Below are 13,599 nucleotides of genomic sequence, written 5' to 3' on the forward strand. Positions count from 1 at the left end.
TATTTAACCACCTTTAAACTTCTTTATTTATACTAAGCAATATTAATGGTGTAAAAATATTATTAGATGTCTTCTTTTTAAAATGCATGTCGCTATAAATAGTTGTTTACAGCTAATTGAATGGACATTATACTATCTGCCTAACTTTGAGGAAGGAAAGTATGTCTATCAACAATAACGCGCTAAATACCTATCGGCTTTTAAAAGCAACTGCTGAGGTTGCAGAAAAGTCACTAGAAGGACGTATTCAACATTACCGCGCTCATCTTAAATCAGAAGAGAAAGAATTAAGAACATACACCCAAAAAGCAGCTGCAGACTTACTAGGTTGTAATAATCGCACCTTAAAAAGACGTCATGATAACGGTGATTTTGACGATTTAAACATAAAGCGCGGTGCAAATGGCCATTATGCTTACACACTTGTAAATATTTTTTCCATGGCTGATATCATGGATATCAAGCCCGATCACCGTACAAATAATGATAAACTCCAAGTTATTGTCATAAATTCACTCAAAGGCGGTTGTGGTAAAACAACCAGTATGGTTAATATTGCTGCAGCGCTTGCTACAACAAATATTAAGCGTTATCGCATTGGTATTATTGATTTAGATCCACAAGGATCGTCATCAAGTTTCTTCCCATCAAGTGAACACGACCCAATTACGGTTGGCGATTTAATGCGTGATTGCATTGACTTAGAGGAAGGTGAAACATGGCCAGAATTTGTATCAAATTCATTTTTACCTACTCATATTCCTAATATTCGTGTTTTACCTTCTGGTATGGATGACTTTTATTTTGAACACGAAACTGCCACTATACTCAAAGATTCCTCAAATTATGAACAAACTCGCCATTATCATAAGTTACTCGAAAAAGTAATTGAACCGGTAAAAGACGAGTTTGACATTTTACTTATTGACACAGCTCCAACACTTAACTTTATGTTTTATAATGCATTAATGGCATCTACCGCAATGCTTATTCCAGTCCATCCAGAAGCTGTGGATTTTGATGCTAATAACAAATATTTAAAACGTTTAGGTGAAATTTATCATACCGTTGCTGCGCTTGGTCATGAAGGCTGGGACTTTATGCAGTTTTTAGTAACCAACTACGTTAAAGGTAATCATTCACAGCGCGATATTGTCAAAGATGTGCGTAGTGCATTTGGTCGCCAAGTAATGAGTTATCCTATCAACCATAGTTCAGCAATTACAGCAAGCTCTTCATCTTTTAACACTATTTTTGATCAAAAAGCATCTGATAGCTTAGCGAGTCGTGAGTCACTTATGCGTGCCCAAGAAAACATAAAAGATGTTGTTGATGAGCTTGAAATGCTGATTCGCTCCAATTGGCAATCTACACAATCAAAATTAAATACCCCTAAGTAAGGATGTTAAATAAAAATGGCTAAAAAACGTAAAAATGACACCCGCTTAGATCCTTTTGCAACAGCTGTAGGTACTAGCAGCCTCGATGCACTCCTTGAACAAGCCAGTGCTGGTGATGTGATAAGAATGCCCGCACCTAGCGATCCTACTCGGCAGATAACACTTATTTGTAAAGTGATCCCGCATGCAGATATTGAGTCTACAACAGGTGTATATGGTAAAAATCGTCGTGTACAAGCGCTTCTAAATGAAAAGTCAGTGTCGGATATTCTTCCTGCAATATCTGACGATGGCCGTAATCAGCATCCTGCTCTACTTTGGGATCAAGGTGATACAAGCTTAGTTTTAGCAGGCTCTCGACGTCGCATGGCTTGTATTTTAGGGAATGCTGATTACTTAGTACTGAGCTCAAGTGATTTTACAGAGCAAGATGCTAAAATTTTAGCTGTGTCATCAGATCAATATATTGCGCCAAGTTTATGGGAACTAGGACAAGCTTATCAACAAACCAAAAATGAATTGATTGAGCAAGGTAAAAAAGGATCTTATCGTGAAATTGCAGCGATAGAAGGTGTATCTCATACAGCTATAGCTGATGCGATTAAAGCTTATGAGCAAATTCCAGCAAATGTTATAGCACTTTACCCAACAGCTAATCACGTAGGTAGAGAAGTTGCTAAAAAGCTTGCTAATGCAAAGGAGCGCGATTGTGAGACCTTTAATCAGTTAGTGGTTGATCTAGCAAGCAATAACGAAATTAATGCGATTACAAGCGATGACAAGCGCGCTATGGAAATAACTAAATGCTTAACTGCTGAGCCGCATATGGTTGTTAAACGTGAAGCTGTACTTGAAAATGACTTTGTTTCATTGCAACGAAACCTTAAAAGTGGCGACGTCTCTATAAAAATAAATAACAAAGTGATGACTGACAAACGATTAGATCAACTTACTAAGTTATTAAGTGCTTTTAATTAGTTACTTAGTAAAATAGCGATCTGTTGGGTTTATGTAGTTAGTAAAATATTGATCTGCTATATCATTAAGTTAGTAAAAATCTGATCTATATACGTTATTAATGCGTTTATTTAGCCTATTTTATAGCGTAGATCATTTTTTTACTAACTGGCTTTCTCTTTTTTAGCTCTTCGCCACATGTTTTAAAAAATGTTAGTAAAATTCTGATCTATAAAGCCCTCTAACTATTATATAAGTTGTTTTTATTTTTTGAATTGGCTGCATTTTACAATTTATTCAACAAAATCCATTCTAAATTTAGTTATAAACCGATTTTTTACCAACCAATCAACACCTACTAGTTTATATAGCGTTAATATTGCTTTAGCTCAAAGCACATAAGGCATATACTGGCAGAATTATTTTTAAAAACTAATCCTTAGAGTGACATGTCTGCTAACTTATCAAAAAATGATTTACTGGCTATTTTTGAAGAAATTAAAAATGAGCAGGCTACCCAGTTTCCTCTTTCCGAACGCTTTATAAATAAACTGTTTAGGCCTAACGTGCTTGCTAAAGGGAAAGAGTACTACAAAAATGGAAAAATCACTTGGTTAGAGCATACTTCTAACTTTTCTGTTGTTGATTCAACGGTTCTTGGTGATAACGGTACGCCGTTTAATCAACGTATTGAGATCAGTAAATTACCAACTGGTTACTCCGTTGACACACATTGCACGTGTAATATAAAAACGAAATGCCGACACCTTGCAGCAATTTTATTAAAACTTAAGATAGAGCACTCTGGTGAATACGGTGAGGATTATTTTATTAATGATTGGTTTAGCGAGTTAAGTGCACTTAAAAGTGCAGAGCAAGCAGTGCCATCTCAGGTTTTACTATTTGTCTTAGATATCGAAAATAATAAAGTATTTCTATCGCCTAAAATAGCCAATTACGATAAAGACCAAAATTACACATTAGGCCGTAACCTTACTGATCAACAACTCAATAGTTTTATAACCCCCAATGATTTACTCGAAAGTGACTTTAGGCTTTACAGTTGGATACGTTCGCAAAATGCTGTCGGAAGTATTGAGCTTAAAGGCCAATGGGGTTTTAATGCGCTGCAGCAGTTAATTGCAACTGAGCGCCTATTTTTACAACGCTCTCGTGTTGCTATTAAACCACAAAGCGGTCAAGCACTTAGTTTTAAGTGGCAACAAGAAAAAGACTTAACTCAGCTGGGTATTAATTTAGAGCAAAGTAAAAGCTGGGCACTGCTCAAAACAACCCCACCTACTTATATCGATTTAGATCATTTAAAAATTGGTCGTATACGTACACCTTTAAGTGCTGACGAAATTTCGCATTTACAAACAATGCCAGCGCTACATAGCGCAAACTTTGATCGAATATATAAACAGTTAGCTGATAACTTTGGTGCAGGCGTAATACCACATCCAACAAATTCGCAAACAGCGCTCCCTAAAGCTGCAAGTAATGCTGTGTTAAAAGTGACTATGGGAGAGCGAGGTTTAGCGCTTTCATTGTTATTTAAGTATAAAAACAAAAACTATTTAGCTGGTGAAGCGCCCGCGAGCATAATAAATAATGCATTTGAGAATACTGTTACAAATGAACTTGTAAATTTAGGTTTTGAGTTTTGTAAAGGGGGTTTACAAAGTGAATTTGTTTTCACTAAACAATCCCCTATTCACTTGCATTGGCTTACTTATGAAGTACTTCCAAGCTTTAAAGAGCGGGGTTGGAAAGTAACAATTAGCAAAATGACAGTGGCTAATCCACAAAGCGAAGTAACACTTTATGCTAATCGAGCCGTAGGCCATCAAATGCATTGTAAAGTAATACTTGGTGATGCTAAAGCCGCGTTACTTTTCACTAACGAAGATCTCGTCTATCAATCACTGAATCGTCAAAGTGAATTATTTCATTACTATCCTGTAGGTCGTCAGTTTGGGGTTATAAATAAATCAGCGATAAATTTACTATGTGAATTTAAGCAGCGTTTCGAGTTTGTAAAAACACGAGACGAATTTAATATACCGCTTTCGTACCTCCCTGAGCTTGTAAAACATACAGCCATAAATGTTGAGCTACATGACGATTCTTTAGATCTTTACTTACAAGAGTTAAATAATACCGATCATACTATGGCGAAGGTGTCGCTTCATGGCTTAAATGATTCAGTAGAACTTAGAGAGTACCAACAACAAGGTGTCGATTGGTTAAGTTTTTTAAAACGCCACAAATTAGGTGGTATTTTAGCCGACGACATGGGGCTTGGTAAAACACTGCAAGTTATCGCATTTTTAACAAGCACCTTTAACCGTCCGCAAGCCGGGCCAACTTTAATAGTATGCCCTACAAGTCTTGTTAGTAACTGGCAAAACGAAATAACAAAGTTTGCGAAAGGATTAAAGGTAACAACTATTTTTGGCTCTCACCGAAATGAGCCATTACAGCACCTTGCCCAGTCTCAATGCATATTAACAACATATCCGCTGTTGAAGCGTGATATAGCTTATTATTCGCCGCTGTATTTCGAAAATATAATTCTCGATGAAGCGCAATATATTAAAAATGACACAGCGCAAGTCTCGCGCTTGGTTAAGCGTTTGAATGCCGAGTTTAAATTATGTTTAAGTGGTACACCAATCGAAAACAACTTGCTTGAGCTTAAATCGTTACTCGACTTTGCTATGCCATCATTACTTGGTTCACAAGCTCATTTTAAACAGCATTTTCAAACGCCTATTGAACGCGAAGCAGACATACAAAGAGCTGAGCAATTAAAAGCGCTGATCATGCCCTTTATAATGCGCCGAACTAAAGCACAAGTGGCGCAAGAACTTCCTGAAAAAACAGAGTTAACTAAAGAGTTTGAGTTTGAACCTAAGCAAAAAGAAATGTATCAGGGAATTACGCAGGCTCTTGAAGAAAAGTTAATCGACTTATTTGCAGAGCAAGGCGTACAAAAAAGTAAACTCGCTTTTTTAGAAGCATTATTGAAACTCAGACAAATTTGTTGTCACCCTAAATTAATCGAGCCCGATACGCAGGCTGGCTCAGCCAAATTAGAATGGCTAGCGACCCATTTACCATTAATGCTAAGCCTTGGCCGTAAAGTTATTATATTTAGTCAATTTACCTCGGCACTCGACTTAATAGCTAAGCGCCTAGAAGAAATAAACATAGACTTTAGCTTACTTACAGGCCAAACACGCCATCGCGATAAAGTAATTGATGAGTTTACCAGTGGTAAAACATCGGTGTTTTTAATTAGTTTAAAAGCCGGTGGTACCGGTCTTAATTTAACGCAGGCCGATACAGTTATACATTTTGATCCATGGTGGAACCCTGCGGTAGAGAAACAGGCAACTGATCGTGCTTATCGAATTGGGCAAACTAACCCTGTTTTTGTATATAAGCTCATAATGAGTAACTCAATTGAACAGAAAGTATTTAAAATGCAAGAAGATAAGCAAGCGCTTGTTGACGCATTATTTACTGATAAATCAATGAGTTTTACTCAGTTTGACGAACAACAGATGTTGTCTCTGATTAAAAATTAAATTAATTTCAGAATATTCGAATTTTTATGAACTTAATTAAAAATAGGGCGTCTACTATTATGCTTGTTGATTAATTGCAGTTAATACAAGTATTCATGTTGATTTCCCCATTTAGTTACTAATTTTAGTAATGATTAAGCCAGTTCGTTTTGAACTGGCTTTTTTTATGTCTAAAACCTACCAATGAAATATTATTTTAAAATTTTTCATTTTTTATGAACTTAATTAAAAAAGGGGCGTCTACTATTATGCTTGTTGATTAATTGCAGTTAATACAGGTTTTCATGTTGATTCCCCTATTTAGTTACTAATTTTAGTAATAATTAAGCCAGTTCGTTTTGAACTGGCTTTTTTTATGCCTAAAACTCACCATTGAAATATTATTTTAAAATTTTTCATTTTTTATGAACTTAATTAAAAATAGGGCGTCTACTATTATGCTTGTTGATTAATTGCAGTTAATACAGGTTTTCATGTTGATTCCCCATTTAATTACTAATTTTAGTAATAATTAAGCCAGTTCGTTTTGAACTGGCTTTTTTTATGCCTCAAACTCACCATTGAATTATTATTTTAAAATTTTTCATTCTTTATGAACTTAATTAAAAAAGGGGCGTCTACTATTATGCTTGTTGATTCCCCTATTTAGTTACTAATTTTAGTAATGATTAAGCCAGTTCGTTTTGAACTGGCTTTTTTTATGCCTGTATTTCTTTGCTCCCCTACTTCTATTGATAGTTATTCGCTATGATGGCATGTCACTAAATGTTATAAGTTTATTGTTATGTTTATTCAAATACTCACTAATATTGATTGGTTAAGCGCAGGCGTCGGGGTTGCTCTAGGCGTTGTACTTTACGGCGTTGTATCAGTACAGTTGCGCAAAAAATTACAGCAAAAAATAAGCGAGCAACAACAGCAGCTTTCAATTTTACAAAATCAATTTGATAATAAAGCGCTACAACACACTACCCTGTTAGAAGATCATGAGCTGCTTGAGCACACTCACCAAGAGCAGCGCGATGAGGCGCAGCATTTTAAAACCCGGTTTAGCGAACAAGAAAAACAAAGCATTCAATACAACCACTTTTGGCGTAAAGCTGAAGGTGAATTAACAGCGCTTCGCGAGCAATACAACCAACGCGATGTTGAATATAATAATATGCGCACCACGCTTGAGCAAAAACAGCAAAACTTTACCGAACAGCTAGCGCAAATTGAACAAAGTAAAAATATGCTCAAAAAAGAGTTTGAAAACCTAGCTAACAAAATTTTAGAAGAAAAATCACAAAGCTTTAAAACTCTAAACCAAGAAAGTATTGAGCAACTACTAAAACCTGTACAAGGTGAGTTAAAAGGGTTTAGAGAGAAAATGGAATCAATACACGTTGAAGATATAAAGCAACGTACCGCACTTAAAACCGAGTTACTGCATTTACAGGCCAAAAGCCAAGCCATTACTGATCAAGCAGATAAGCTCAGTAACGCATTACAAGGGCAAAAAAAGACCCAAGGTAATTGGGGCGAGTTAATGCTTGAGAACGTGTTAGATAGCGCAGGTTTGCGCGCAGGTGTTGATTACAAGCGAGAGGTGTCGTTTAACACCGAAGATGGCCGATTGCGCCCCGATGTAGTTGTATACTTACCGCAAGGGCGGCACTTAGTTATTGATGCTAAAACATCGCTAAACGCCTATACCCGTTATGTAAATGCCGAAAACGAGTTAGATGCTAATCAAGCAATTAAAGAGCATGTAAACGCCGTTACAGCGCGTATTAATGAACTTGCTAGTAAATCATACGATCGCTTACCTGGTATTAACTCGCCAGAAGTTGTGGTTATGTTTGTGCCAATAGAATCAGCCTTTGTTGAGGCCCTTAAGTATCAAAGTGATATTTATCAACAAGCAATTGAAAAAAACATATTAGTGGCTACACCGACTACGCTGCTTACAAGTTTAAACATTGTTAAGCAGCTTTGGCGCTTTGAAGAGCAAACTAAATATTCAAAAGAGCTAGCAAATAGAGCTGAGCGTTTTTATAACAAGCTCAACGGCTTTTTAACCAGTATGGAAGGCGTAGGTAAACAGCTTGATAAAGCAAAGGAAAGCTACGATAAAGCATTTTCTCAGTTATATCGTGGCAAAGGTAACTTAATTAAACAAGCCTCTGAGTTTAAAGAACTGGGTGTATCAGTGCAAAAAGAGTTACCTAATGAGAGTGTTGAACGAGCTCAGCTAGAATTGGATTAACAATGTCAGCTTAAATGAGCCAGCACTACTAAAATCTTATTATAATTTTACTTAATATTTTACATAGCTTCTTCGCGCATATTTAATGTCTATAAGTATGCGCGAAGAAGCTCATTATAATAATTATTGATTGTCGGTAACATAAAAGCACGTAACGTTATGCAAGCTATTCATTGATAAAATTATACATATAATCCCTAAGACCTGTTTATCTTTTTAGGTTGAACTTTCAGCAGACTGTTTGGTCGTTTAGGTAACGCAGCATAAATGCCAAACATGCGCTGTTCTTGGGGTCGTTTTGGGGGCTATTTACTCTTCGTTACTTGGCTTTTACTTAGCCCGCAAAGCTTTTTGTGTTACCCGAAATATAATAGTGGCGTACTGGTTACTTTATATTTTATGCTGCTCAAATGTAATAAGTATTGCATATTGCATGCAATTTGTCGTTTAATGTAGCTATGCTTGCGATGAACGTTCTGATATTAAACGCAAACTTTGCTAAAGTAAGCACTGTTAAACATTCGTTTGTTGAACCCAATAAGCGTGTTGCATAACCCTTAAAATAATAGCAACAAGCACACACCCACTTTAGGATCTCACATGAAATTACTTAAAGCCTCAGGGCTCGTACTGTCCGTAATGGCAGGACTGTCTTTATCAGGTTGCTCTGTAACTAACAATAGCACATCGGTTGCAGCCTCAACCGAAATGAGCGCCCCACTTTCGCTAGAACAAATCTATAAAGATAAATATTTTAAAGCGCAGCGCAGCACATACTTTAAATGGTTAGACGATGGCACTGGTTACACAGTGCTTGAGGCGCGTGAAAACGAAAAAGATAAAAATAAAAAAGACGCTGCTGATAATAATAAAGCTGATGACGAAAAAGAACACGGCGTAAAAGGCAACGACATTGTTTTTTACAACGCCGATGGTACTGGCCGTAAAGTGCTGGTTAAATTTGAAAAATTATTACCAGAAGATGCAGACGAGCCATTTGCAATCGAAAGCTATCAATGGTCAAAAGACGGTAAATGGCTAATGGTATTTACCAATAGCGAGCAAGTTTGGCGCTCTCGTAGTCGTGGTGATTTTTGGCTATTAAATTTAGAAACTAACAAACTACAGCAGCTTGGCGGCGAACAACCTGAACCTAAAAAACTAATGTTTGCTAAGTTCTCCCCAGACAGCTCAAAAGTAGCGTACGTGCGCGATAACAACATTTATATGCAAGCGGTTGGCAGTAACGATGTAACTGCGCTTACAACCGATGGCAGCGCCACCATTGTTAATGGTAATTTTGATTGGGTATACGAAGAAGAGTTCACTATTGCTGATGGCTTTCGTTGGAGCCCCGATAACAAATCAATCGCTTATTGGCAGCTTGATACCAGCGACGTTAAATTTTTTACCATGATCAACAACACTGACGAGCTCTACCCTACTCTAAAAGAGTTTCCATACCCTAAAGCCGGCGAAACTAATTCAGCCGTGCGAGTGGGCGTTGTTAGCCTTGCAGATAAACAAACTCGTTGGGCTGAGCTTGAAGGCGATAACCGCGACCGTTACATTCCGCGTATTAGCTGGGCGGGCACTGGTAGTGAATTAATGATCCAAGATTTAAACCGCCTACAAAGCCACAATAAAATATGGTTATTTGATTGGCAAAAGCAGCAACTGACTAAAATTTTAGAAGACAAAGACGATGCGTTTATCGAATGGTTTTATAAAGCCAATTGGTCAAAAGACGGTAAGTTTTTTATTTGGCACAGCGAGCGCGATGGTTGGCGTCATCTTTATCGTGTATCGCGCGATGGCAAAACCATTATTGATCTAACGCCTGGCGATTACGATATTGTTGATATGCTCACTATCAATGAAGAAAAAAACGTCATGTACTTTATTGCCTCGCCAGAGAATCCTGGCCAGCGCTATTTATACAGCACACCACTTGATGGCAGCAGTAAAACTGTGCGTGTAACCCCTGCAGAGTTTGAAGGCTCAAACAGCTATTACATGTCTAAAGATGCCTCATGGGCGATGCACACGTATTCTAAATTTGGCACACCGCCAACAAAAGAAATCATTAAGGTGAGCGATCACAGCAATGTAAAAACCTTAGTTGAAAATAAAGAACTAAAAGAAAAACTGGCTGAGCAAAGCTTACCAAGCCATGAGTTTTTTAAAGTTAACGCGCAAGACGGCACTGAGCTTGACGGCTATATTATGTTTCCAGAGAACATGGATAAAAGTAAAAAATACCCGATTGTTTTTTACGTATACGGTGAACCGTGGGGCTCAACAGTACAGGACCGTTTTGAAGGAGACAGCTACTTATACAAATCGCTGCTAACGCAAAAAGGCTTTATTGTCGCATCGGTTGATAATCGGGGTACGCGTGCACCCAAAGGCCGCGATTGGCGTAAATCGATTTATAAAAAAATGGGCTCAATTACCGTGCAAGACCAAGTAGACGCCCTAGATGCTATGGCTAAACGTTGGGATGTAATAGACACCGAGCGCGTTGGCGTATGGGGACACTCAGGGGGCGGTAGTTCAACGCTTAACTTACTGTTCCGCCACGGTGATAAATACAAAGTGGGAATTGCCTCAGCACCGGTGCCAGATATACGTTTATATGACACTATTTACCAAGAGCGTTACGCGGGCAACCCAAATACCGATCCTGAGAGTTACGACAACACCTCGCCTATTACGTTTGCTAAAAACCTAACCGGTAAGCTGTTGCTTATTCACGGGACAGGTGATGATAACGTGCATTATCAAGGCTCTGAGCGTTTAATTGACGAACTCGTTAAGCACAATAAACAGTTTGAGTTTTTCTCATATCCTAACCGCTCACACAGTTTGCGTGAAGGCAAAGGCACAATTCTGCATTACCACACTATGATGGCTGACTTTTTTGAAAAGCACTTACTAGCTAAATAACCGCTTTAAAAAAGTTAAATACTAAAGCCGCACACTAATTGTTAGCGTGCGGCTTTTTTAATCAAAATGTAATGGGGGTTTACAAAGCGTAAGTTGGGTAGAGTGCAACGAAACCCGACAATAATAAAAAATGACTTATACACTCAATGTCATCTAAAATAGCGAAGGTTCACCATGTTATTAGCCAGTTTTCAATTTCGATAACATCATCACGATCAAACACCATTAAACTTGAATGAGAGCGAGCATTAAAAGTTATTTTTTTTACTAACTCATTTTGTATTGATGAAAAGTAAGCCGGGGGGGATAGAGAGTCAACATCTGAGTTAATTAACAATACAGGCTTTTTAGTCTCAGTTAATTTAGGCAATAAATTTGTTTCTTGAATGGTTACTCCTGCCTCAAACATTGCTTGGTTAACAATATTATCAATCTCGCTATGAAAAAAATGACTAAGCAAAGGCGATTTATAAGGTAAGTATTCCTTAGCTGCAACGTCAAAACTCATCATTGGGGCAAGTAAAATAGCAGCGTCAATATATTCTGATGATAATAAGTTACTTGCAGTAAGTGCTCCCATAGAATAGCCTACTACAACAGTCTGGTTATTTGTTTGATTTAAAAGTGGTTCAGCAAGCAGTTCATTTAAAATGCGGTGCTCTTTTGCTGCAAATACAAATGCTTCAGTTGATTCACCATGGCCAAAAAGATCTGGAATAATAACGTTCATACCAAGCGCTCTAAAATAGATAGCTGAAGCCATCATTGCTTCTTTACTGCTCCCATAGCCATGAAGCAATAAAGCAGTGCCTTCAAAACGATTAAATGTATCTGGTGTCATTCTGTGTGAAATTGTATTTTCTACATTATTACCAGTTGCATGAAGGTTGTAATAAACAGAGCTCCCTTGCGAAAATTCAGCTGCTTGATAAGGTTCAGCAGTCAGATATGTAATGCATTGAGTGGTACTAAAAGAGCAAAATGTATGTTTTTCAAAGCCAATGTCGCTAGGTTTTGCTTTTATAAACTCCGCTTCAGAAAGATAAATATCGGGGTTTGACATGACGTAACTTCCAATTGAAGTACAGCCAGACAAAGAAAATATATAAAGTGAAACTGCTAATAGTTTGGTGAAATTTTCCATTTTCGCTTCATTAGTTAAATTTGAATATCAATACTTCAATTAAGCAAATAACCTCCTATGGGGTGGAGGAGGTTTTAGCTTTTAGTTAGGCCGTTTTGATATTATTTTAAATTACCTTAACTTAAAAGTCTCTTTTATCCTCCTAAAAATACAAGCGCGAGATAAACTCCCGCCTACAGACATGTGATATAGGTGGTTTAATGTAGGCGGGGCTTATGCCGCGCAGAAATAGCTAATATTCTAGGTAGCAGCGGCTTTATGCCGCGTTTTTTAAAGGTGTAAGTATGAGCCGTTTTTTAAGGCTCATAATTTAACCCGAACTAAATAACCTTATCGAGTAAACATATTAATTGCCATTACAATTAGCAATCCGGCAAATATTTTTTTAATGGTTGAGACCGGTAAATAATGGGTAGCTTTAGCGCCTAGTGGTGCGGTAAACCATGAGGTGCATACAATACCCAATAAAGCGGGCAAATACACAAAGCCCGCAAATCCTTCTTTTAGGCTAAATAGTTGGATGCCTGAGCTGATATAACCCATTGAACCAAACAACGCTATCACAATGCCTGAGGCCGATGCGCAGCCTATGGCTTTTTTCATATCAACAGAAAAAAACGTCAGTAGCGGCACTAATACTGCCCCGCCACCAATGCCAATCATCGCAGACAAACCACCGGTTATAGTTGTTAAAACGCTCAGTAACCCTTTGTTTGGTAACGGGCGTGGGGCTGATGAATCACTCTTACCAGAAAAAATCATTTTGAGTGCAATTAGCACCACACTCACAGCAAACACTAAGCGCACTACATGCTCGGGTAACAATGCAGCCATAAAGCCACTAATAAGCGCACCAAAGGCAACGCCTGCCATAACCCAAGGTGCAATATCCCAGGGTACATTGCCATTTTTATGATGTGCAATAGCCGACGATGTTGAAGTAAATAAAATAGAGGCCAGCGATGTGGCAATGGCAACCACCACTACTTGAGGAGGAGGCAAGGCATTAAAGTGCAGCAATATCATGCTTAATATAGGCACAATTACCAGCCCTCCTCCTATTCCTAATAGGCCAGCTAAAAAGCCAACACCACTGCCAAGTATGGCGCAGTATATAATCAACACTATTAAATCACTCATTCCATTTGTCTCTTCTTATGTTAGGGATAGTTATGCTCTGCGGCGGTGAGTTACTTTTTAAAGAGCTTAATAAAACACCTAAGCTCACCAATGTTTTTTTGATTATATCAACAACCGTTTATGCAAATTGCACTTTAAGTACTTATCAGTATTGAATAATAC

The 13,599-nt window shown here is 37.8% G+C and carries 7 protein-coding genes; 5 read left to right on the top strand and 2 right to left on the bottom strand.

All coding sequences use genetic code 11. From position 1 onward, the window contains the following. Nucleotides 1-161 precede the first annotated feature (161 nt). From PALI_RS16475 to PALI_RS16495, 5 genes are all read left to right on the top strand, one after another. Nucleotides 162-1,400 carry an AAA family ATPase gene (locus PALI_RS16475; protein WP_182703235.1) on the top strand — a complete coding sequence of 413 codons (1,239 nt, stop codon included), beginning with the start codon at nucleotides 162-164 and terminating at the stop codon, nucleotides 1,398-1,400. Nucleotides 1,401-1,415: 15 nt separating this feature from the next. Continuing rightward, on the top strand, nucleotides 1,416-2,378 hold the full coding sequence (locus PALI_RS16480) for a transcriptional regulator (RefSeq protein ID WP_193156748.1): 963 nt from the start codon (nucleotides 1,416-1,418) through the stop codon (nucleotides 2,376-2,378). Nucleotides 2,379-2,806: 428 nt separating this feature from the next. Then, a complete protein-coding gene (locus tag PALI_RS16485) occupies nucleotides 2,807-5,953 on the top strand; it encodes a DEAD/DEAH box helicase (RefSeq protein ID WP_193156749.1) in 3,147 nt (1,048 codons plus the stop codon). 784 nt (nucleotides 5,954-6,737) lie between these two features. Continuing rightward, nucleotides 6,738-8,204 (top strand): DNA recombination protein RmuC, encoded by a 1,467-nt coding sequence (gene rmuC / locus PALI_RS16490; RefSeq protein ID WP_193156750.1) that lies wholly within the window; start codon nucleotides 6,738-6,740, stop codon nucleotides 8,202-8,204. Nucleotides 8,205-8,804: 600 nt separating this feature from the next. Beyond that, nucleotides 8,805-11,153 (top strand): S9 family peptidase, encoded by a 2,349-nt coding sequence (locus tag PALI_RS16495; protein ID WP_193156751.1) that lies wholly within the window; start codon nucleotides 8,805-8,807, stop codon nucleotides 11,151-11,153. A 169-nt stretch (nucleotides 11,154-11,322) separates the two neighbouring features. Here the strand turns inward: PALI_RS16495 and PALI_RS16500 are convergent, their stop codons facing one another. Next, nucleotides 11,323-12,297 carry an alpha/beta hydrolase gene (locus tag PALI_RS16500; protein ID WP_193156752.1) on the bottom strand — a complete coding sequence of 325 codons (975 nt, stop codon included), beginning with the start codon at nucleotides 12,295-12,297 and terminating at the stop codon, nucleotides 11,323-11,325. Nucleotides 12,298-12,627: 330 nt separating this feature from the next. Next, on the bottom strand, nucleotides 12,628-13,437 hold the full coding sequence (locus PALI_RS16505) for a sulfite exporter TauE/SafE family protein (RefSeq protein ID WP_193156753.1): 810 nt from the start codon (nucleotides 13,435-13,437) through the stop codon (nucleotides 12,628-12,630). Nucleotides 13,438-13,599 lie beyond the last annotated feature (162 nt).

Origin of the sequence: Pseudoalteromonas aliena SW19 (assembly GCF_014905615.1) — a bacterium.
Classification (GTDB): Bacteria; Pseudomonadota; Gammaproteobacteria; order Enterobacterales; family Alteromonadaceae; genus Pseudoalteromonas; species Pseudoalteromonas aliena.